Below are 19,047 nucleotides of genomic sequence, written 5' to 3' on the forward strand. Positions count from 1 at the left end.
GTGCGTGTTGAGGTGTTTAGCGCTGATCAGCGATAGGCCGACAGCGTGGCGTTATCGGACAGGAAATAGACCGTTTCCCCGGCAACCACCGGCGGAACCGACACGCCGTCGGGCATGTCTTCGGATCCTAGGATGTTGCCCGTGTAGGGAGAAATCGCAACAGCAATGCCGTCGGAACTGGCGACGATCAAGCGATCGCTGACCAGCAATGGGCCGGTCCACACGATTGGGTTTTCGCGGGCCTCGACATCGCCCCAACGCGGCAAGGACCGCACCCACAAGATGCGGCCGCTGTCGCGTTCCATCGCCACCAATTCTTCATTGCCGGTGAGGGTGAACAGATAGTTGCCCGCAACCCAAAACGATTCGTGCCCGCCGATACCTTTTTCCCACAAACGGCTGCCGCTGCGCAGATCGATGGCGACCATCAAGCCGCTGTGGCTGATGGCGAACACCACGCCGCGATCGATGACCGGATTTGCGCGGATATGCGCCAATGCTGCGGTGGCGTCGGTGCGCCGGCGCGAGGTCAGGCTGTCCATCCACAATTGGCGGCCGTTGTCGACTTTCAATGCGACCAGTTCGCCCGAGGTGTAGGGCACGACCACCACGCCTTGATCGACGGCGGGGCTGGCGGCACCCAACAGCATGGCCAATTCTGCCGAGCCGGTATGGGTCCACAGCAAGCTGCCGTCATGGGCGGCGAGGGCGTGCAGTTTGTTGTCCAACGCCACGGCGAACACACGTCCGCCACGCACGGTGGGCGCAGAGCGAACCGGGCCGCTGACGGACTTTCGCCACGCGATTTGTCCGGTGGCGGCGTCGAGCGCGATCACCTGGGCGAACCCGGTGCCCGCGAACACGCGACCGTTTTCATAGGCCAAACCGCCTGAAATGTGTCCGTCGTCTTCTTCGTCGGGGGTGAGTGCGGTGCGCCACAACAAGGTGCCGGTCTGGGCGTCGAAGGCGCTGACGTCGCTGTCGGTATCGATGGTGAAGACGCGGCCGTCGGCGATGATCGGCGTCGAGGTCAAGCGTTCGCCGGACCCGGCGCCCGCGCCGATGTCGGTGCTCCAATACGGGCGCAGGTGTGGCGCGGCGGCGACGTGATGCATGGCGTGATTGGCGTAACCGCCGTTTTGCGGCCAGTCCGGGGTCGGCGATGGTGCGGGCAGGCGGATGGCGGAGGTGTCCAGCCCGGTTTCCGGCTGCAAGGCGCTTTCGTGCTTCAAAACCGAGATGCGCTCACCGGGAAGCGGCGGGGCCTCGTTACCGCCCAGCCAGGTATCGCAGGCGCTCAATCCGGCGGCCAATACGGTCGCGGTTAAAAGACGAATGATGGTGCGTTTGCTGTTCACGGAAACGGTTTTCCCCATATGGCCAATATTAAAGATCCGCTCACGCGCCAAGGCGTTGGATCAGGCTTTTGGCGCGATCGCGGATGCCCTTGGGCGCGGTGAGATCGCTGGCCAGTTCGCTGAAGGTGGCATTTGCTTTGTCGGTATCCCCAGATTCCAGCGCGATGATTCCGAGCAGCTCACGCGCGCTGTGGCGGTAGGGGTGGCCGTCTTCGGCGATGGAGGACAAGCGGAACTCCAAAGCTTTGGCGTCGTAACCGCCAGAGTTGATTTCGGTCATGATGCCGAGAATGTTGGCCAGGCCCGAAAATGCGACGTTGCCGATGTTGTCGCGGGCGATGTCGTGGTACAGCTGCGCCGCGCCGGCCGCATCGCCTTGTTTGGCCAAAAGCGCGGCTTGCTGGAAGCGCGCTAAAATTCCGTATCCGCTCGACGCGTCGTCGGCTAATTTGCGTGCGGCTTCGATCGCGCCCGCCGTGTCGCCCGCTTGGGCCATTTGCATGGCGGAATAGAAGCGATTGCCTTCGTCCGTGCGGGTGGAGATGTCGTAGGCCTTCCAGCCCTGATAGCCTGCCACGATGGCCACGATCACCACCGCAACGCCAACAACGTAACTTCCGTAGCGTTGCCAGAGCTTCATCATCTGTTCTTCGCGAAGTTCGTCGTTGACCTCGCGGATCAGGGCATCTTCTGTGTGGTCGGCCACGGATGTCTCCAGCAGTTTGATCGAGTTTTCAGGGCCTTGGCGCGGCACGCGCCAAGGCCCCCAAACATAGCTAAGCGCGCCCGCGATGGCAAACCCTCTTAAGGGACGCAAAAATCTTTTTATAACAATGCATAAGAAGCTTTAGAGGCTCAAACTTGTTCGCGCCACTTGATGGAACAGCCCATGGACGGGATTTGATCTTTGGGGCCAACGCCGGTTTTGGCCACGGCGCTCATGGCTTCGAACAGTTCGCGGCGGGCATCTGCGGGACCTGTTTCCTTGCGCGATGCATCCAGGCGGCCACGGTATTGCAGCCCCAATTCGCTGTCGAAACCGAAGAAATCCGGCGTGCAGACAGCATCATAGGCGCGCGCCACCTGTTGGCTTTCGTCGAATACATAAGGGAACGTAAAACCGTGTTTTTCGGCCATCACCTTCATGTTGTCGAACGAGTCCGCAGGATACTGCTGGGGGTCGTTCGAATTGATCGCGATCACGCCGATGCCCTGGGCCTGCAGGTCCTTGACGTCGCGGATCAAGCGCTCGATCACCGCCAAGACGTAAGGGCAGTGGTTGCACATGAAAATCACCAGGGTGCCGTTTTCGCCTTGCACGTTGCTAAGCGTATAGTTTTGACCGTCCACACCGGGAAGGTTGAAGTCCGGGGCTTTCCAGCCGAAATTACAAATCGGGGTTTCTACCGCCATGGTTTCTCTTGCTCACTTTGTCTCGTTGGTGGGAACCGTGCTCCATTAGATAGCGTCGGCGGGGGGCAGGATCAACCCGCGCCTTAAAAGGGAATGTTAAGGTGGCGTTAACTAAGGTGGTCCAAACTAAAAGGCTGGACGGCTGCGCTTGTGCGCGGTGTTCATGTCGCTAATCGGAGCTTTTCGCCCATGCGCGTTGGTCAATTCATTATGCTCGTCGGTCTCGCAACGCTGGTTTCGGCGTGTGATTTTTACTCGATCGTGCCGCGCGATGCCCTCAAGACGGCGGGCAATTTGAGCGTGGTGAGTACCGCTTTGACCATGGGCACGGACAAAACGTTGACCGATCATCTGGTTTCGTACCGCACCGGCAAGGACTGTTCCACGGTGCGCGTCGAACAAGGACGCACCTATTGCCGGGAAGATGAGCCCAATCCGGTGGCGGAGGTTCATTGTTATCCTTCGATCGGCGACGTGACGTGCTACGGCGAGGCCAATCCGGCGCGCCGCCCCGATGAACGCATCGGCGGTCAACCCTAAGTCTTTTCATCACACTTAATCGGCTTGCCGTATTGACCCAAGCAAAAGCTTGGCGTTTACTGCTGTTTCCCATGAATCTTGAAAAGCGTCGTACTCGCAAGCACCATGAAGCAACTTATCTTTGCGACTTTGGCTCTGTTCTTTCTTGCGGGAGTTACCTTCTGGGTTTTGGAACAAAAGCCGGAAGTCAGTCCGGACGTTCTCAAAAAAATGAAAATGGTGTCGCGTTTCAAGCAAACGCTGCCCATTGCGGAAGCCGGGGATGCACAGGCGCAGTATGAACTGGCGCTGATGTATGAAATCGGTGACGGCACCAAGATCGACACCAAACAGACGCTCAAATGGCTGCTGAAAGCGGCTGAGCAAGGCCATGCGGAATCACGCTACAAGCTCGGCTGGATGTATGCCAACGGTATCATCGTGCGTCAGGATTTCTTCTTGGCGGCCAAATACTACCGCTTGGCGGCGACCTTTAACAATCACGCCGACGCCCAGTTTCGTCTCGGCGAACTACATTTTAACGGCCGGGGCGTGGATCACGATTACGGCAAAGCCATTTCCTACTACACCCAAGCTGCCAGCAAAGGACACGCGGCGGCGCAGTACATCCTCAGTTCGATGTATGAAGAGGGGTGGGGGGTGAAGCGCGATTTGATCTCAGCCTACATTTGGCTGAAGCTGGCGAGCAGCAAGCGCGACGAAGCCATGGCGGTGAACAAAAAATTCGATCCGGTGCAGAAAATGGCGCGCTTGAAGCCGAAAATGAACCAATATCAAATCGGCGAAGCGGAAAAACGCATGCGCGAAATGGCCGCGGCCAAACGCTGAGCGATCACACCGTTTTATTGAGACCCGGGTTTCGGTTTGGCCGTCGCTTTGTTCGGGTCCTGGGGCAGACGCAGCCTAACGATACCCTTGAAATCGTTGGGATCGGCGACTTCACCTTTGCGCACGATTTCGATCCGCCCTTGGCGAGCCAAAAACACGGCCTGTTGTTTCACGGCGGTGAGATAACGTTTCCACAAATCCGGCCCGTCCTTGGGACGTCGACGGGCATCCGCCATTTTCATGGCGATGTCTTTAAAGCTCAACGAGGAAGCGCCTGTCAGCGCGGCCAAAATGGCGACGGCGACGGGATCGTCCTTGGCGGGGGCTTTTTCTTCGGTATCAATATCAGTCATGGGCGGGGTTTATCACGCTTTTACGGCGCTGTCTTGGGCAAAACACCATAGCCAGACACATTCAAAAATGTGCCCGACTTTCATGGTGGCGATGACCAGAAAATCTTAATCGATACTGGACCCTCGCTCATGTTCACCTGATCAGTGTCAGGGTGAACCTTTTATGCACCGACCAAGGTGAAGTTCACGCCCTTTATCTTGCAGATAAGGAACACGTCGACACATATGCGCCTTTAGAGGTGTTCAAGACTGCGGTGACGGTTGGGGTTCGTCAGGCTGCGGTTTGGTCTTGATTGCGGGCCAGAGGGTAAAGTTGTTCGCTTTCCGCCTGGATGCGGCTCCACACCAATTCGAACATCTCATCGGTTTCCTTGATGAAGGCGTCATGATCACCGATGTGCAGTCCATTTTTACACCATTTGTCGGCATATGACTTGAACAGGCGTTTGATTTCGCGTTCGCCTTCGATAAAGCGGTCGACCGTGGCGCGCACCGAGCCGTTGTTGTTATTGAGTAACTTGGAATAAATTTCCTTGTTGTGGTTCATGTGGGCGTCGAACTTGTCGCGGTAGCGTTCGAACAATTCGCAGGTGATGCCGGAATCGCACATCTCGCGATCTTGAAACAGGTAGGATAACGTCTTCGCCAGTTCTGCGATCTGGTGATTTTGCTGGTGCAGTTCATCGAATGTGGCCATGAGCTTCTCCCCCACGCTCGTTATCCGGCACGCAGCCGGGGCGAGGTGTCCCTTTTGAGGTTATTTTACCCTCATATATTATCGGTTTCGAGGTGCGCGGAAAACGTCTAAGGCGTGCGCACAATCAAGGTGTTGCAGTATTAACTAATTAAGGGAAAACCGGAAATACTGCGAAAATCGGTTTTCTAAGAGAACAGCGGGCTGGCGGACAGACCGTCGAACATAAATTGCACCGACAGTGCCGCCAGCAAGACCCCGACCACGCGTGAAATGACGTTGAGTCCGGTGACGCCGAGCAATTTCTGCACTTGGCCTGCCATCAACAGCAACACCAGCGTGATCAGCAATACCGCCAAGAGTGCGCCGACGGTAACCGCCCAGTGCATAAGATTTCCGGCACTTTCGGCGCTGAGCAGCACCACCGCGCCCATGGAGCCGGGCCCCGCGATCAGCGGCGTGGCGAGGGGAAAGACGGAGATGTCTTCCTTGCTTTTCGCTTCGGTGGTTTCGTCGTCGGTGGTGGAACTGCCGCCGGAATGACGCGCGAACACCATGTCGATGGCGATCAACAGCAGCAAAATCCCGCCTGCCGTGCGCATGGCCGCCAAAGTGATGCCCAACCGCGCCAGCGCCGCTTCGCCGAACACCGCGAACAGCATCAAGATGGTGGTTGCGATCAGCACGCCCTTGAACGCGAAACCGCGTCGTTGCGCAGGCGCAGTGCCTTGGGTCAGCGCGGCGAACAACGCCGCCACATCGACCGGGCCGATGGTGGCGAAAAAGGTGGTAAACGCAACCAGCGCGATTTCGATCAATTGTGCATTGTCCATGGCGGCACCTTAACACGGGATACGGTCACAAGATCAAGCAGATCCACGATCTCCACTCGCACGCTGGATCACGATCTGCTAAGTGAGGGGCATGGACACGCTTGTAACCGATCTCGGCCACACAAAGACCATTCAGCACGGTGGCGACCCTAAGGCCGTCGAGGCGCGTTTCCCCGCGCCCAAAGACGGCTGGCTGGATTTGTCCACAGGCATCAATCCGGTGCCGTATCCGCTGCCCCCGGTTCCAGGTAAAATGTTTGCGCGGCTGCCCTTGCAGGCCGATTTGCAGGCTTTGTTGGACGCCGCGCGGCGCGCGTACGGCGTGCCGGATCGCGCCGCCATCGTCGCCAGCCCCGGCACCCAGGCTTTGATCCAGATGGTGCCGACCTTGTTTGCGCCGTCCAGCGTTTCGATCATGGGGCCAACTTACGGCGAGCATGCTCCCGCGTGGTCGGTGGCAGGGCACCGGGTCGAGGACGTTCGGTCCATTTGTGCCCAAGCCGCCCAGCCCGCGCCGTTCGGTGTGGTGGTGCACCCCAACAATCCCGATGGACGCACCCAGACGGTCGAAGGCCTGCTGGCGTTCAGCGAAGAACTCCATGATCGCGGTGGGGTGTTGGTGGTCGACGAAGCGTTCGCCGACGTCACGCCCGAACTTTCGGTGACGCCGCACGCGGGCAGCGATGGGCTGGTGGTGCTGCGCTCGTTCGGTAAGTTTTTTGGACTCGCCGGGGTGCGTTTGGGCTTCGCCGTGACCACACCGGATATCGCCCAACGCTTGAGCGCAAAATTAGGCCCCTGGGCGGTGTCTGGCCCGGCGCTGTGGGCGGGCACCCATGCGCTCGATGACCGTGATTGGACGGAAGCTGCGCGTGTGCGGCTCAAATCTGACGCGCGGCGTTTAGATGATATTTTGCAGCGCGCCGGGTTCAAAATTGTCGGTGGGACGGATTTGTTTCGTCTTGGCGAAAGCGACGATGCGCCGGCGGTGTTCGAAAAACTTGGCCAGGCCGGAATTTTGGTGCGGCCGTTCGATTATCAGCCGCGCTGGCTGCGGTTCGGCTTGCCGGGCACGCAGGCTGATTGGGCGCGGTTGGAAGCGGCGCTTAACGCCTAATCGTCGCCATCGGAATCGGATTTTTTCTCGTTCGGTCCGCTCAAAATCGCGCGCAGCATGAAAATGGTGGCGATGAAGATAACCGCACCCGCGACATAGCCGAAAATCGTCGATAACTGCGCTAACATCAGACCGATCCTTTAGAGGGCGTAGCTGGTGTGTCCCGCCGCCAGTTCTTGTTCCGCTTCCACGATGGTGCCGTTGGCGGTGCATGCGGGCGAGGCGAGTTCCAAAAACAGGTGATTGATGGTTTCCGGCGTTTTGACCGTTTCGGGATTTTCTCCTGGCATGGCTTCTGCACGCATGTCGGTGCGGGTGCCGCCGGGATTGATCAGGTTGACGCGAACGGACGTCTTGTCGCATTCCGCCGCATAAATGTTGGCGGTCATTTCTAAACCCGCCTTGGATACCGCGTACGTTCCCCAGTAAGGGCGCGCCACATGGCCGACGGTGGAGGTGACGAAAATCGCGCGCCCAGCGTCGGACGCTTTCAGCAGCGGATCCATGGAACGGATCAAACGCCAATTGGCGGTGAGGTTGATGTCCAAGACCTTTTGCCATTCGCGCGGTTCGATGTGCGAGATCGGCGCCAACGTGCCCAGGTCGCCGGCGTTGCCGATCAAGATGTCGAGTTTCTTGAAGCGTTCATAAATCGCAGCGCCGATTTTATCGATGGTGTCGAAGTCGGTAAGATCGCACGGCACCAAAGTCGCCTTGCCATGGCCGGCGGCGCGCAGTTCGTCGTCCAGTTCTTCCAGTGCGCCTTGGGTGCGCGCGGTGAGGATCAGGTGTGCGCCCTGTTCGGCGAAACATTTGGCCAGCGCGCGGCCGATGCCGCGTGATGCGCCGGTGATCAGGGCGACGCGGCCCTCGAGAATTTTGTCAGCCATGGTTTCGCTCTCTTAGTCCTCGGACAAAAGGGTCAGTTGCTCCGGCCCCGGGTTGCCTTCCTTGTCGACCAGCGGGATGGCGTAATCGCCGGTGAAGCATGCATCGCAGTATTGCGGGCACTCGGCATTGCGTTGTTTTTCGCCGACTGCACGATACAGGCCGTCGTGTGAAATGAACGCCAGCGAATCAACGCCGATGTGCTTGGCCATTTCCTCGACGCTCATGTTGTGGGCCATCAGTTTTTCCTGATCGGGGGTGTCGATGCCATAGTAACACGGGTGCGTGGTCGGCGGGCTGGAGATGCGCATATGCACTTCTTTGGCCCCGGCGTTGCGCATCATTTCGACGATCTTCACCGAGGTGGTGCCGCGCACGATGGAATCGTCAACCAAAACCAAACGCTTGCCCTTGATCCAGGCGCGGTTGGCGTTGTGTTTCAGCTTGACGCCCAAATGGCGAATGGTATCGGACGGCTGAATGAAGGTGCGTCCCATGTAGTGGCTGCGGATGATGCCCAGATCGAACGGCACGCCGCTTTCTTCGGCGTAACCGATGGCTGCGGGAACGCCGGAATCGGGCACCGGAACGATCATGTCGGCTTCGACATGGCTTTCGCGGGCGAGCTCTTTGCCGATGTTCTTGCGCACTTCGTAGACGTTGCGGCCTTCGATGACGCTGTCGGGACGGGCGAAGTAGATGTGTTCGAAAATGCAAAAGCGCGATGCTTGCTTGGGGAACGGTTTCAGGCTCTGCATGCCGGCTTCGCTGAAAATCACGATTTCACCCGGCTCGACGTCGCGCACGTAATCGGCGCCGATGATGTCCAGCGCACAGGTTTCCGACGCCAAAACGTGGCCGTCGCCGATTTTGCCGATCACCAACGGACGCACACCGTGCGGATCGCGCACGCCGATCAGTTTTTGGCGCGTCAATGCGACGATGGAATACGCCCCCGCGACCCCGCTCAGCGCATCGGTGAGACGATCGAGAACCTTGCGGTATTCGCTGGTGGCGACGCGGTGCAGGATGGTTTCGGTGTCGGACGTGGACTGGAAGATGCTGCCCCGTTCGACCAGATCGCGGCGGCAGGTGCGGGCGTTGGTGAGGTTGCCGTTGTGCGCGATGGCGAAGCCGCCGAAGACCAGATCGGCGAACAGCGGCTGGACGTTGCGCATGACGGTGCCGCCGGCGGTCGAGTAGCGCACATGACCGATGGCCATGGGGCCTTCGAGGCGGTTGATGACCTCTTCGGAATTGAAGTTGTCGCCGACGCTGCCCAATGCCCGGTGACTGTGGAAGTGCTTGCCGCCGAACGACACGATCCCGGCGGCTTCCTGGCCGCGGTGCTGAAGCGCATGCAGGCCCAGCGCCGTCAGCGCGGATGCGTCGGGATGGTTATAGACGCCGAAAACGCCGCACTCGTCGTGGAAATGGTCGTCTTCGGGAAGCGATGCGGTGGTGCACGGTGCGGTGCGGGGGGTGTCCATGGGCGTTGCGATCCGAGTTAAGAGCCAGTTTAACGTGAGGTCACTGGCTGGTTTCAAAGAGCCTGTCCATCTCCGAGCGTTCCTTCTGACCGTACCCGTCGGTGGTCGATCCGGCGGGGGCTTTGGGAATGGCGTTGATGGCTTTGTCGAGCAGCGATTGGTTTTGGTCTTTTTGTGCAGGTTTTGCCGCGGGTTTGTCCTTGGTCGCGGGGGCGTTCGGGTCCGGTTCTTCGGTTGCCGGGGCCAGGGCCTTCAGCATGTCGGCCCCTTGGATGATCAAGGGCAGGGTGCGGGCCTCGTAAATCCATTCCGGCTGTTCGTCGGCGGGCACCATCCAGGTGTAGCCGATCCACACCAGGGCGACGATCACCGCGCCGCGCAGCAAACCGAACAAAAAGCCCAGGGCCCGGTCCAGTGGGCCTAGTGCACTTTCCTTTACCCCGCGCGAAATGCGCCGGGTGGTGATGGAAAGGACCGCCAGCGTGACGACGAACACCAGTATGCCGGTCACCAAGGTGGCGATGAACGGGTCTTCGATGAATTGCAGGGTGAAATGTTCCAGCACCGGGGTGCCGTAAAGGGTGGCGAAAACTGCGCCGATCCAGCCCGCGATGGACAGAACCTCATGGACGAACCCGCGCGCATACGCAAAAGCGCCGGATATCAGCAGCGTGCCAATGACGAGGATGTCAATCCAGTGCATGTGACCTCAAAATCCATCTTCGGTTTCGAACATCTGCGCCAGTTCTTGAATGTGGCCCAATTCGTTCGACGTAATGCCTTTTGCCGCAACCTTGGTCTTGCCACGATTTTTCGGCACGACCGCGCGGGTGAACCCGAGTTTGGCGGCTTCCTTGAGCCGTCCTTCCGCGTGGCTGACCGCACGGACCTCGCCGGACAGGCCGACTTCGCCGAAAAACAGGCTGCCGCGCGGCACCGCGATACCGCTTAAACTGGACAGCAAAGCCGCCGCGACGGCCAAGTCGGCGGCGGGTTCGGTGACCCGCAATCCACCTGCGACGTTCAAGTACACGTCGTTGGCCCCGATGGCAACCCCGCATCGGGTTTCGATCACCGCCATGACCATGGCCAAACGCGAACTGTCCCACCCGACAACAGCGCGCCGGGGCGTCGCCAACGTCGAAGGCGAGACTAGGGCCTGGACCTCCATAAGCATCGGGCGCGTGCCTTCCATGCCCGCAAACACCGCCGATCCGCTGACCTCTTGATCGCGATCGGACAGGAACAGGGCGGACGGATTGCTGACCTCGCTGAGGCCCGCGTCCGACATCTCGAACACGCCGATTTCGTCGGTTGCGCCGAAACGGTTTTTCACCGCGCGCAAAATCCGGAACTGGTGACTGCGGTCGCCTTCGAAATATAGCACCGTGTCGACCATGTGCTCCAGCACCCGCGGTCCGGCGATTTGGCCTTCCTTGGTCACGTGGCCGACCAAAATGACGGGAAAGCCCTTGCGCTTGGCCAAGCGGATCAGTTCCTGGGCCGAGGTGCGCACCTGGGCCACGGTGCCGGGCGCACTTTCCAGGCTGTCGACGAACATGGTTTGGATGGAATCGATGATCGCCACGTCGGGCGGGTCGTCGTCCAAGGTGGTGACGATGTCGCGCACGTTGGTGGCGGCGGCCAATTCGACCGGATTTTTTTCCAAATGCAGACGGCTGGCGCGCAGACGCAGTTGATCGACGGCTTCTTCGCCGCTGATGTAGGCGACCCGCCCGCCCTTGGACAGTTGCGCCGCGGCTTGCAGCAAGATGGTCGATTTGCCGATGCCGGGTTCGCCGCCGACCAAAATGGCCGAGCCCGCGACCATTCCGCCGCCGAGCACGCGGTCGAACTCTTCAATGTTGGTTTTGCGCCGGGGCGGGCTCTTTTCCTGGCCTTCAAGGCCGACGAAGGTGACTTTGCGGCCTTTCTTCGCGCCCAAACCCTTGGGCGTGTCGTCGGCGGCGACTTCTTCGCTGAGTGAGTTCCACGCGCCGCAGGTGTCGCACTTGCCGCTCCACTTTGGGTAAGTGGCGCCGCATTCCGCGCAGACGAACTGGGTTTTTGACTTGGCCAACAGGCGTTTCCGAACCCTGAAATGATGAGATGACGCCAGCGGCCACAGCCCGGCGCCGACGCTCAAATATGTAGCGTGATTCGGCACCAAAGCTCAAGGCGCATGCGGGATGCTTTGCGAGCTTGGGGCAGTTGTGATCAAATGGCGCAACCCATAGTCACACAGGGTGGATCAGTCGGGAGGATCATATGTGTCAGGTTTTCGCGGGACAGGACCCCGCAAGCTACAGCTATCAGACGCGGTCCATTCGTCTCAACGGGCAAAGCACCAGCATTCGCTTGGAAGCCACGTTTTGGGGCTTGCTGGAAAAGATCGCAAAATCCCAAGGTCTGAGCGTGCCGAAATTCGTCTCTACGGTGCATAAGGAAGCGTTGCTGCTGCACGGCGAAGTGAGCAATTTCACCTCGTTGTTGCGCTGTGCGTGCATCGTTTACCTGCAAGGCGGTGCGGGGGACGATTTGGCCGAAGCCGCGCAAGCTTCGTAGTATACCTATAACACCCGCGCGCCATGCGTTCGGCTTAAAATTGCGCCTCGATCAACTGAAAACGTATCGGGGAAGCCGCCGTGGCGAAAGCAATTCACACCATGATCCGCGTCTTGGACGAGGCGCGATCGGTCCAATTTTACCAAACCGCGTTTGGCCTCGACGTCGCCGAACGTTTTGAGTTCGACGATTTCACGCTGGTTTATCTGCGCGATGCCGACAGTGGGTTCGAGATTGAACTCACCGTCAATCACGGCCGCACCGACCCTTACGCGATGGGCGACGGCTACGGTCACATTGCTTTCGTGGTGGATGACCTGGAAGGCGAACATGCCCGTTTCGAAGCCGCCGGTCTGTCACCCAACAAGATCGTCGCGTTCAACCGCGAAGGCGAACTGATGGCGAAGTTCTTTTTTGTCCAAGACCCCGACGGCTACAAAATCGAAGTGCTGCAAAAGCACGGCCGTTACGTCTGAAAACGCAATTCACATAGGGAGAAGTCAAATGCTGTTTCACTTGGATTTTTACGTCGAATACCCCGCCGACATGGAGCAAAAGGACCTGTTTCGCATTTGGGCCGAAGAGGCCGATGCGGCGCTGGGCGCGAAAGAGGCCGGTGTGGTGGTCGACCTGTGGAAAGCCGTCGGCTCGCGGCGGGTGATCGCGGTGGTCAACGTCGATGGCCCCGATACGCTGGATCAAATTCTGCTCGACCTGCCGATCATGAAACAACACGGCCAGCACGTGCAGGTCGATGTCACGGCTTTGCGCCGTTATGAAGATTTCGCCAGCGACGTCAAAGACCGTCTCGGCTGACGCTCACCTGTTCACGTCTGGTCATTTTTCACCCGTCCCGGAGTTTTCTCCGTGGCGGGTGATTTTTTTGAAAAAAAACCATTTCGTTGTGATGGGTATCACTTTGCCGCGCTGTGAATGGTGGCAAAAAGTACTCACACCTTCAGAGTGTTAACTGAAGGTCAGGTGTGAAGCTGAATGGTAAATGAACCCGAAATAAATGAAACCTGAATACGCCACTCAGACTTGGTTCAACACCGTCCAGGTAAAACGTATGCAACATCAAGAAATGATGTCGAAGAAAATATCGGGGATTAAACCAGACCTGCGGGTCGTTATATCCCTGAAGGTGACAACAAGGGCCCAAGCCCAGAGTACCCAATAAGCGTAACCCGAAAGGAACACAGAAAATGCACGACCCCGGAATGGTTTACATCTTTGGTTTTGCGGCAATGTTGGCCGGCGTTGCTATCACGCTGTATTTCGCCAAGCGGTCCTTGGACAAGCGCGACGAAGAAATCAACAAGCTGACGATGAAACCCGTCTATGCATGCGGCGCGGCTTCTGCGGCCATGGTGATGAGCGCCCTCGTCAAGGTCACGGTGTTCGCTGATTTTTACAACGCTTATTCCATTTACACCCCGACCGCTTAAATGCGGCCTAGACAAATAAGGAAATACAACATGTCAAAACGTATCGATTTTGCCGTTTGGTTCTTCGCCCTGGCCTGGATCGGCTTTGCTCTCAGCCAGCACGTTGACATCACATGATCGCAACACTCCCCCGATCAGGGGAAGACGAATACAACATCCCTTAAGCCCGTTCTGTAGCTTTGCTCAGACGGGTTTTTTTTGTTCATTCGTGATACAATAAAGTTCGTGATGATCACGGCATAAGGAGCGGGCCATGGATTGCAAAACGGTGATGGCTCCCATCAAGGTCTGTCTCTATACCGACGAACCCGCGGGCCAAGTGATCGACTTCATGGTCGAAAAGCATATGGGTCTGGTTCCGGTGACGGAACGCGACGGCACTTTCGCTGGTTTGATCAGCGGCGACAGTCTGATGGCGTTCTTGCTGCCCAAATCGCTGAGCGCCCAGGGCTCGTTGTTTCGCCAAGGTGCGATGAAGCGGGTCAGTTTCCTGCACGAAACCGCCGAAGACATGAAAGAGCGCCTCGACGCGTTGCGCGAACGCCCGATCGGCGAAATGCTCGACAGCAAAGTCAAAGTCGCGACCCCCGAAATGCCGCTCATCGATGCGCTGATGATGATCAAGGACAAGCAATATGTGGTGCCGGTGGTGGATGCGAACCGCAAGCTGGTTGGCGCCATCTCCTTTTTTTCGGTCCTTTATGGACTGAACGAAGAATACGATCGCGAGACGGTGGAAAAACTCAAAACCGCCGAACGGGAAGCCAGAGAACGCGAGAAAGAGCTTAAGAGGGATTGACCATGAGTCCACATGAAACTGCGGAAGTCGCTGCCCACGCGGTGATGTTCGGCATGGACCCGCTGTGGCTCAGCACTATTTTGCTGATTGTATCTTATGCCGTCTTGCTGAGCGAAAAGTTCAACCGCACGGTGGTGGCGTTGTTGGGCGGTGGACTGGTGATCATCACCGGGGTGGTGTCGCAAAACCAAGCCATCGCGTCGATCGACTTCAACACCATCGCATTGCTGACTGGCATGATGATCATCGTCGCGGTGACGCGCACGTCCGGCGTGTTTGAGTTCGTCGCCATCTGGTCGGCAAAAAAGGTCAAGGCCGACCCGATGGGCATCTTGGTGGTGCTGTCGTTGGTGACGGCACTGTTTTCGGCGTTCTTGGATAACTTGACCACGGTGTTGCTGGTGGTGCCGGTGGCGTTGCTGATCGTGGAAAAACTCAAAGTATCGCCGTACCCGTTTTTGGTGTCGCAGATTTTGGCGTCCAACATCGGCGGTACCGCGACGCTGATCGGCGATCCGCCCAACATCTTGATCGGTTCGGCCACGGGGTTGAGCTTCATGCAGTTTCTCACCAACCTCGGTCCGGTGGCGCTGTTGGTGCTGTTGGTGATGGTGCCGATCTTCAAGTTCATGTGGGGGGCGGAATTGGTCGCATCGGAAAAGGATCGCCAAAGCATCATGCGCTTTCGTGAAACCGATTCGATCACCGACAAGCGCCTGCTGGTGATGTCGTTGGGCGTTTTGGTGCTTGTCATCGCCGGATTTATCGTCGGCGAGCATTACCACATTCCACCCGGCACAACCGCCATGTTCGGTGCGGCGGTGTTGTTGTTGATCACCAGCGTCGGCCTGGAAACGGAAGAGCAGACCGAGCGGTTGCACCAAGCGTTGCTGGAAGTCGAGTGGGCGGCGTTGCTGTTCTTCATCGGCTTGTTCATCATCGTCGCGGGTGTCGAGCACGCCGGGCTTTTGAACATTCTCGGCGACGCCCTGGTCGACTTCACCGGCGGCGACGCGGCCATGACGGCGATCTCGACGCTGTGGCTATCGGCGCTCGTGTCCGCGGCGGTCGACAACATCCCGTTCGTCGCCACCATGATCCCGCTGGTCAAAAGCATGGGAGCCGCCGTCGGCGGCGCGGCGGCGTTGGAACCGGTGTGGTGGTCCTTGGCTCTGGGCGCGTGCTTGGGCGGTAACGGCTCATTGGTGGGGGCGGCGGCCAACGTCATGGTCTCGGGCATGGGTGAGCGCGCGGGTTATCCCATCAGCTTCATGAAATTCCTCAAAGTCGGCCTGCCGTTGATGCTGCTGAGCATCGTTATCGCCAACGCCTACATCTATCTGCGTTATTTCTTCTGAGATTTCGACGGCCAATAACGCAGGGCGAGAAATAGCCCTGCGGCGCTGGCCGCGCCGATCAATCCCGCCGCCAGTTCATGCGCGGGGCCGAGCAAAGCCCACGCCACGCTTGCGACCAACAGACCGAACAGAGCGCACAGCATCAGTGCACCCGCCCTATTGGCTCGCCGGTGCCGCTGTTGTGTTGGGGCTGGGCCCTGGTTGGACCGGCTTGGTGATGGGTGATTTTCCATCTTCCGCCTTCGCGCACGAAGATGTTGGTCGCCGCCAACGCGCCGTCGCCGATCACTTCCAAGCATGTCACCCATGCCAAGTCGCCGACCACGTGGGCTTTGGCATCGTGGCATGCGAACCCTTGGGTTTGGCCGCTGTGCAAAATGGGTCCCCAGCTTTCCAGCACACCCGCGCGGCCTTCGAGCACCGGACCGCCGGGGTGGATGCAGCTGACCGGCGCGGCTTCGGCCCAGATGGCGTTCATGGCATCGATATCGCCGCTCGTGAACGCCGCATAGAAGGCGTCGTTGGCAAACAGGATTTCGGCTTCGGCTGCGGACAAGATCAAATGCTCCTGCTGTGATATCGGGGGTGTGGACCCGGATCGAGTTCTCATTATAATTGCGCCGTTGTGCGTTAAACGGAACAAGGCATCGGTCATGAAGCACCACGACATCACCGCGTCAAACCGTGCCGCCTGGGACGAGGCCGCACCTTTGCACCGCGCGCACAATCAAGCTGATTTGTTAGCACGCTTTGCCGAGCCCGGCCACTCGGAGCTGGACGAGGTCGAGACCGCCGTTTTGACGCGCCTGGGCGTGGTGGGCAAGGATGTCGCGCAGCTTTGCTGCAACAATGGCCGTGAATTGATTTCGGTGCGCAATCTGGGCGCGCGGCGCTGCGTTGGTTTTGAAGGGGCGGCGGGCTTTGTCGAACAAGCGCGCGAATTGAACGCGGCCGCAGGGCTCGACTGCGCATTCATGCTTGGCGATGTTTACGAAATTCCCACCGCATACGATGAACAGTTCGATGTGGTGACCGTGACCATCGGGGTGCTCAATTGGATGCCGGATGTCGACAAATTTTTCGCCGTCGCCGCACGGCTGTTGCGTCCCGGCGGCGCGCTGTTCATCTATGAACAGCACCCGATCATGGACATGGTCGAGCCCGGTGCGGCCGGCGATCCGGTGGCGTGGAACTACCCGTATTTTCGCCAAGGCCCGCGTGTCTATACCGAGGGTTTGGATTATTTCGGCGGCACCACGTATGAAGCCAAGCCGGTCTACGAAATCCAGCACACCTTGTCCGCTGTCATCATGGCCGGGGTCAAGGCGGGGCTCGGTCTGAGCGATTTTGCCGAGTATCCGCACCACATTTCCAACACCTGGTACAACGTCGAACGGCAAGGGCCGCAATTGCCCATGTGTTACACATTGGTCATGGAAAAAATTTAGGCGCGTTTGGTATAGACGTCGGCATCCAGGTCGTTGACTTCGACGCTCAGCGCGATGTCATCTTCGAGCAGCTCTGCGACGTGGTCGAACACGCTGGTCGACAGTGCTTTCTTTTGCGCATCGGTGCGCCCGGGCAACAACTTGACCTCGATGTGCACGAACGGCTGCTTGGCGCCGCCAATCCAGTACGCATCGACGGGGTGGGCGCGCGCCTTGATGGCGGCAGGGGTGAACAGGTCGGTGGCTTTGGCGCCCGTGAAGGCCGCTTCGGTGAGCGCTTGGATGTCAACGTCTTGGGCGAGCGGCGCGGCGTATTCGACGATCAGATGCGGCATGGCTTATGCCCGCACTGCCATTTGGATCGGCCCTTCGGCACGACCATGGATGAACTGGTCGACGTGGGCGTTCCCGGAATTGTCGATTTCATCCACCGGGCCTTGCCAGATGATTTTGCCGTCGTACAACATTGCAATGCGGTTGGCGATTTTGCGCGCCGACGCCATGTCGTGGGTGATCGATAGCGCCGTCGCGCCCACTTCGCGGGTGACCTTGACGATCAAATCGTTGATGACGTCGGCCATGATCGGATCGAGCCCGGTGGTCGGTTCGTCAAAGAAGATGATTTCAGGATCGGCGGCGATGGCGCGCGCCAAACCAACGCGCTTTTGCATGCCGCCCGACAGCTCCGAGGGCATCAAGTCGGCGACGTCGGCATTCATGCCGACCATGGCGAGCTTTTGGATGGCGATGTCGTAGGCTTCGTGACGGTCGCAGCGCTTTTGTGCCAACAGACCGAACGACACGTTTTCCCACACCGGTAAGCTGTCGAACAGCGCCGCACCTTGGAACAGCATGCCGAACTTGTGGTTGACCTCTTCGCGGTCCGAGGTGCTCATGCCGATGACCTCTTGGCCGTCGACCTTGATCGAGCCCCGGTCCGGGTTCAAAAGGCCGAGGATCGATTTCAACGTCACCGATTTTCCGGTGCCCGAACCGCCGATGATGACCACGCTTTCGCCGACGCCGACGTCGAGGTCGACACCGTCCAACACCACTTTGCGGCCGAAGGACTTGGCGACGTCGCGCATTTGGATTTTAGGTTGCTCGCTCATCTCATCCTCCCTTATTTCGCAAAGAACATTTCGGTGAGGATGTAGTCGGAACACAGGATCAGAATACACGCCGACACCACCGCGTTGGTGGTCGCCCGGCCCACGCCCTGCGCGCCGCCCTTGGAATTGTAGCCGTGATAGCAGCCCATCAACGTGACGATGAAACCAAACACGGCGGCCTTGACCAGACCCGAGTTGACGTCTTCTGCGGTGAGAAAGTCCCAGGTGTTTTGCAGGTAGTTGGCGGGGTTGAAGCCAAGCTTGTAGACCGCCACCAGATAGCCGCCAAACACGCCGATTACGTCGGCCACGATCACCAGCAGCGGGAACATGGCGACGCCCGCGATCAGGCGCGGCGCGACCAGATACTTCATCGGGTTGGTCGAAAGGGTGGTCAGCGCGTCGATCTGTTCGGTGACGCGCATGGTGCCGATTTCCGCAGCCAAGCTTGCGCCGATGCGTCCTGCCACCATCAGTCCAGCCAGCACTGGGCCCAGTTCGCGGGTGATGGACAGCACCACCACGTTGGCGATGGCACCTTCGGCGGAAAAGCGTGAAAACCCGGTGTAGCTTTGCAGCGCCAACACCATGCCCGCGAACACGGCGGTCAAGCCGACCACGGGCAGGGAGTAATAACCGATGTCGATCATCTGACGGAAAATGATGCGCGGATAAAACGGCGGGCGCACGGCGTGGCTGAGGCTCAGCGACATGAACGTGATCAACCGCCCGGTGGTTTCCAGGAATTTTAGAACGACGCGACCGATGGCTTGCAGCGGATTCATGGTCTCAAATCTCTTAAC

At 58.8% G+C, this 19,047-nt stretch carries 26 protein-coding genes; 10 read left to right on the forward strand and 16 right to left on the reverse strand.

Going from position 1 to position 19,047, the window contains the following annotated elements:
• Positions 1-26: 26 nt before the first annotated feature.
• From VIN96_RS06210 to VIN96_RS06220, 3 genes are all read right to left on the reverse strand, one after another.
• The gene (locus tag VIN96_RS06210; protein WP_331894717.1) at positions 27-1,358 is read right to left on the reverse strand and encodes a PQQ-binding-like beta-propeller repeat protein; all 1,332 of its coding nucleotides are present in this window, start codon (positions 1,356-1,358) and stop codon (positions 27-29) included.
• Between the two features lie 40 nt (positions 1,359-1,398).
• The gene (locus VIN96_RS06215) at positions 1,399-2,064 is read right to left on the reverse strand and encodes a tetratricopeptide repeat protein (RefSeq protein ID WP_331894718.1); all 666 of its coding nucleotides are present in this window, start codon (positions 2,062-2,064) and stop codon (positions 1,399-1,401) included.
• A 149-nt stretch (positions 2,065-2,213) separates the two neighbouring features.
• Positions 2,214-2,771 (reverse strand): thioredoxin family protein, encoded by a 558-nt coding sequence (locus VIN96_RS06220; RefSeq protein WP_331894719.1) that lies wholly within the window; start codon positions 2,769-2,771, stop codon positions 2,214-2,216.
• A gap of 189 nt (positions 2,772-2,960) precedes the next feature.
• On the opposite strand from VIN96_RS06220, the gene VIN96_RS06225 reads away from it, so the two are divergent.
• Complete coding sequence (locus VIN96_RS06225) at positions 2,961-3,311, forward strand: hypothetical protein (protein WP_331894721.1); 351 nt, start codon at positions 2,961-2,963, stop codon at positions 3,309-3,311.
• Positions 3,312-3,416: 105 nt separating this feature from the next.
• A complete protein-coding gene (locus VIN96_RS06230) occupies positions 3,417-4,139 on the forward strand; it encodes a tetratricopeptide repeat protein (RefSeq protein ID WP_331894723.1) in 723 nt (240 codons plus the stop codon).
• 14 nt (positions 4,140-4,153) lie between these two features.
• On the opposite strand, the gene VIN96_RS06235 is transcribed toward VIN96_RS06230, so the two are convergent.
• The 3 genes from VIN96_RS06235 to VIN96_RS06245 all read right to left on the reverse strand — a co-directional run bounded on the left by VIN96_RS06235 (position 4,154) and on the right by VIN96_RS06245 (position 6,019).
• A complete protein-coding gene (locus VIN96_RS06235; RefSeq protein ID WP_331894725.1) occupies positions 4,154-4,492 on the reverse strand; it encodes a DUF3253 domain-containing protein in 339 nt (112 codons plus the stop codon).
• A 271-nt stretch (positions 4,493-4,763) separates the two neighbouring features.
• Positions 4,764-5,189, reverse strand: a complete 426-nt coding sequence (locus tag VIN96_RS06240) for a hemerythrin domain-containing protein (RefSeq protein WP_331894726.1) — start codon at positions 5,187-5,189, stop codon at positions 4,764-4,766.
• A gap of 185 nt (positions 5,190-5,374) precedes the next feature.
• Complete coding sequence (locus VIN96_RS06245; RefSeq protein ID WP_331894727.1) at positions 5,375-6,019, reverse strand: MarC family protein; 645 nt, start codon at positions 6,017-6,019, stop codon at positions 5,375-5,377.
• Positions 6,020-6,110: 91 nt separating this feature from the next.
• On the opposite strand from VIN96_RS06245, the gene cobD reads away from it, so the two are divergent.
• Entirely contained in the window at positions 6,111-7,136 is a 1,026-nt protein-coding gene (cobD, locus tag VIN96_RS06250) for a threonine-phosphate decarboxylase CobD (RefSeq protein ID WP_331894728.1), read from the forward strand.
• Here the strand turns inward: cobD and VIN96_RS06255 are convergent.
• From VIN96_RS06255 to radA, 5 genes are read right to left on the reverse strand one after another with little or no spacing between them, the layout of a single operon-like run.
• Positions 7,133-7,264, reverse strand: coding sequence for a hypothetical protein (locus VIN96_RS06255; protein WP_331894730.1), 132 nt, complete (start codon positions 7,262-7,264; stop codon positions 7,133-7,135). The two genes, cobD and VIN96_RS06255, sit on opposite strands and share 4 nt — an antisense overlap.
• Before the next feature lie 12 nt (positions 7,265-7,276).
• Positions 7,277-8,026 (reverse strand): SDR family NAD(P)-dependent oxidoreductase, encoded by a 750-nt coding sequence (locus tag VIN96_RS06260; protein WP_331894731.1) that lies wholly within the window; start codon positions 8,024-8,026, stop codon positions 7,277-7,279.
• 12 nt (positions 8,027-8,038) lie between these two features.
• Complete coding sequence (gene purF / locus VIN96_RS06265; protein ID WP_331894732.1) at positions 8,039-9,514, reverse strand: amidophosphoribosyltransferase; 1,476 nt, start codon at positions 9,512-9,514, stop codon at positions 8,039-8,041.
• A 40-nt stretch (positions 9,515-9,554) separates the two neighbouring features.
• Positions 9,555-10,217 (reverse strand): CvpA family protein, encoded by a 663-nt coding sequence (locus tag VIN96_RS06270; protein WP_331894734.1) that lies wholly within the window; start codon positions 10,215-10,217, stop codon positions 9,555-9,557.
• A gap of 6 nt (positions 10,218-10,223) precedes the next feature.
• Positions 10,224-11,594, reverse strand: a complete 1,371-nt coding sequence (gene radA, locus VIN96_RS06275; RefSeq protein WP_331894735.1) for a DNA repair protein RadA — start codon at positions 11,592-11,594, stop codon at positions 10,224-10,226.
• Positions 11,595-11,782: 188 nt separating this feature from the next.
• Between radA and VIN96_RS06280 the strand changes: the two genes are divergently transcribed.
• The 6 genes from VIN96_RS06280 to VIN96_RS06305 all read left to right on the forward strand — a co-directional run bounded on the left by VIN96_RS06280 (position 11,783) and on the right by VIN96_RS06305 (position 15,684).
• A complete protein-coding gene (locus VIN96_RS06280; protein WP_331894736.1) occupies positions 11,783-12,079 on the forward strand; it encodes a ribbon-helix-helix domain-containing protein in 297 nt (98 codons plus the stop codon).
• A gap of 80 nt (positions 12,080-12,159) precedes the next feature.
• Positions 12,160-12,555 (forward strand): VOC family protein, encoded by a 396-nt coding sequence (locus tag VIN96_RS06285; RefSeq protein ID WP_331894737.1) that lies wholly within the window; start codon positions 12,160-12,162, stop codon positions 12,553-12,555.
• Between the two features lie 28 nt (positions 12,556-12,583).
• Positions 12,584-12,895: a muconolactone Delta-isomerase gene (locus tag VIN96_RS06290; RefSeq protein ID WP_331894739.1), complete on the forward strand. Its 312-nt coding sequence runs from the start codon at positions 12,584-12,586 to the stop codon at positions 12,893-12,895.
• Positions 12,896-13,284: 389 nt separating this feature from the next.
• Entirely contained in the window at positions 13,285-13,527 is a 243-nt protein-coding gene (locus VIN96_RS06295) for a hypothetical protein (RefSeq protein WP_331894740.1), read from the forward strand.
• A gap of 253 nt (positions 13,528-13,780) precedes the next feature.
• Positions 13,781-14,326 carry a CBS domain-containing protein gene (locus tag VIN96_RS06300; RefSeq protein ID WP_331894741.1) on the forward strand — a complete coding sequence of 182 codons (546 nt, stop codon included), beginning with the start codon at positions 13,781-13,783 and terminating at the stop codon, positions 14,324-14,326.
• Between the two features lie 2 nt (positions 14,327-14,328).
• Positions 14,329-15,684, forward strand: coding sequence for an ArsB/NhaD family transporter (locus VIN96_RS06305; protein ID WP_331894742.1), 1,356 nt, complete (start codon positions 14,329-14,331; stop codon positions 15,682-15,684).
• Here VIN96_RS06305 and VIN96_RS06310 read toward each other — a convergent pair.
• Positions 15,672-15,827 carry a hypothetical protein gene (locus VIN96_RS06310; RefSeq protein WP_331894743.1) on the reverse strand — a complete coding sequence of 52 codons (156 nt, stop codon included), beginning with the start codon at positions 15,825-15,827 and terminating at the stop codon, positions 15,672-15,674. The genes VIN96_RS06305 and VIN96_RS06310 overlap by 13 nt on opposite strands.
• Complete coding sequence (locus tag VIN96_RS06315) at positions 15,827-16,240, reverse strand: nuclear transport factor 2 family protein (RefSeq protein WP_331894744.1); 414 nt, start codon at positions 16,238-16,240, stop codon at positions 15,827-15,829. Before VIN96_RS06315 ends, VIN96_RS06310 begins: the two co-directional genes overlap by 1 nt.
• 97 nt (positions 16,241-16,337) lie before the next feature.
• Between VIN96_RS06315 and VIN96_RS06320 the strand changes: the two genes are divergently transcribed.
• Positions 16,338-17,132 carry a class I SAM-dependent methyltransferase gene (locus tag VIN96_RS06320; RefSeq protein WP_331894745.1) on the forward strand — a complete coding sequence of 265 codons (795 nt, stop codon included), beginning with the start codon at positions 16,338-16,340 and terminating at the stop codon, positions 17,130-17,132.
• Here VIN96_RS06320 and VIN96_RS06325 read toward each other — a convergent pair.
• The 3 genes from VIN96_RS06325 to VIN96_RS06335 are packed head-to-tail and all read right to left on the reverse strand — an operon-like array spanning position 17,129 to position 19,029.
• Positions 17,129-17,467 carry a 5-carboxymethyl-2-hydroxymuconate Delta-isomerase gene (locus VIN96_RS06325; RefSeq protein WP_331894746.1) on the reverse strand — a complete coding sequence of 113 codons (339 nt, stop codon included), beginning with the start codon at positions 17,465-17,467 and terminating at the stop codon, positions 17,129-17,131. The genes VIN96_RS06320 and VIN96_RS06325 overlap by 4 nt on opposite strands.
• A gap of 3 nt (positions 17,468-17,470) precedes the next feature.
• Positions 17,471-18,244: an ABC transporter ATP-binding protein gene (locus tag VIN96_RS06330; protein ID WP_331894747.1), complete on the reverse strand. Its 774-nt coding sequence runs from the start codon at positions 18,242-18,244 to the stop codon at positions 17,471-17,473.
• Positions 18,245-18,255: 11 nt separating this feature from the next.
• Positions 18,256-19,029: an ABC transporter permease gene (locus VIN96_RS06335; protein WP_331894748.1), complete on the reverse strand. Its 774-nt coding sequence runs from the start codon at positions 19,027-19,029 to the stop codon at positions 18,256-18,258.
• Positions 19,030-19,047 lie beyond the last annotated feature (18 nt).

Source organism: Magnetovibrio sp., assembly GCF_036568125.1.
Taxonomy (GTDB): domain Bacteria; phylum Pseudomonadota; class Alphaproteobacteria; order Rhodospirillales; family Magnetovibrionaceae; genus Magnetovibrio.

Excerpts from the sequence above, each read along its gene's own strand:
- VIN96_RS06220 (WP_331894719.1), bottom strand. The coding sequence starts at position 2,771 with ATGGCGGTAGAAACCCCGATTTGTAATTTCGGCTGGAAAGCCCCGGAC.
- VIN96_RS06225 (WP_331894721.1), top strand. The coding sequence starts at position 2,961 with ATGCGCGTTGGTCAATTCATTATGCTCGTCGGTCTCGCAACGCTGGTT.
- VIN96_RS06230 (WP_331894723.1), top strand. The coding sequence starts at position 3,417 with ATGAAGCAACTTATCTTTGCGACTTTGGCTCTGTTCTTTCTTGCGGGA.
- VIN96_RS06235 (WP_331894725.1), bottom strand. The coding sequence starts at position 4,492 with ATGACTGATATTGATACCGAAGAAAAAGCCCCCGCCAAGGACGATCCC.
- VIN96_RS06240 (WP_331894726.1), bottom strand. The coding sequence starts at position 5,189 with ATGGCCACATTCGATGAACTGCACCAGCAAAATCACCAGATCGCAGAA.
- VIN96_RS06245 (WP_331894727.1), bottom strand. The coding sequence starts at position 6,019 with ATGGACAATGCACAATTGATCGAAATCGCGCTGGTTGCGTTTACCACC.
- cobD (WP_331894728.1), top strand. The coding sequence starts at position 6,111 with ATGGACACGCTTGTAACCGATCTCGGCCACACAAAGACCATTCAGCAC.
- VIN96_RS06255 (WP_331894730.1), bottom strand. The coding sequence starts at position 7,264 with ATGTTAGCGCAGTTATCGACGATTTTCGGCTATGTCGCGGGTGCGGTT.
- VIN96_RS06260 (WP_331894731.1), bottom strand. The coding sequence starts at position 8,026 with ATGGCTGACAAAATTCTCGAGGGCCGCGTCGCCCTGATCACCGGCGCA.
- purF (WP_331894732.1), bottom strand. The coding sequence starts at position 9,514 with ATGGACACCCCCCGCACCGCACCGTGCACCACCGCATCGCTTCCCGAA.
- VIN96_RS06270 (WP_331894734.1), bottom strand. The coding sequence starts at position 10,217 with ATGCACTGGATTGACATCCTCGTCATTGGCACGCTGCTGATATCCGGC.
- VIN96_RS06280 (WP_331894736.1), top strand. The coding sequence starts at position 11,783 with ATGTGTCAGGTTTTCGCGGGACAGGACCCCGCAAGCTACAGCTATCAG.
- VIN96_RS06290 (WP_331894739.1), top strand. The coding sequence starts at position 12,584 with ATGCTGTTTCACTTGGATTTTTACGTCGAATACCCCGCCGACATGGAG.
- VIN96_RS06295 (WP_331894740.1), top strand. The coding sequence starts at position 13,285 with ATGCACGACCCCGGAATGGTTTACATCTTTGGTTTTGCGGCAATGTTG.
- VIN96_RS06300 (WP_331894741.1), top strand. The coding sequence starts at position 13,781 with ATGGATTGCAAAACGGTGATGGCTCCCATCAAGGTCTGTCTCTATACC.
- VIN96_RS06305 (WP_331894742.1), top strand. The coding sequence starts at position 14,329 with ATGAGTCCACATGAAACTGCGGAAGTCGCTGCCCACGCGGTGATGTTC.
- VIN96_RS06310 (WP_331894743.1), bottom strand. The coding sequence starts at position 15,827 with ATGCTGTGCGCTCTGTTCGGTCTGTTGGTCGCAAGCGTGGCGTGGGCT.
- VIN96_RS06320 (WP_331894745.1), top strand. The coding sequence starts at position 16,338 with ATGAAGCACCACGACATCACCGCGTCAAACCGTGCCGCCTGGGACGAG.
- VIN96_RS06325 (WP_331894746.1), bottom strand. The coding sequence starts at position 17,467 with ATGCCGCATCTGATCGTCGAATACGCCGCGCCGCTCGCCCAAGACGTT.
- VIN96_RS06330 (WP_331894747.1), bottom strand. The coding sequence starts at position 18,244 with ATGAGCGAGCAACCTAAAATCCAAATGCGCGACGTCGCCAAGTCCTTC.
- VIN96_RS06335 (WP_331894748.1), bottom strand. The coding sequence starts at position 19,029 with ATGAATCCGCTGCAAGCCATCGGTCGCGTCGTTCTAAAATTCCTGGAA.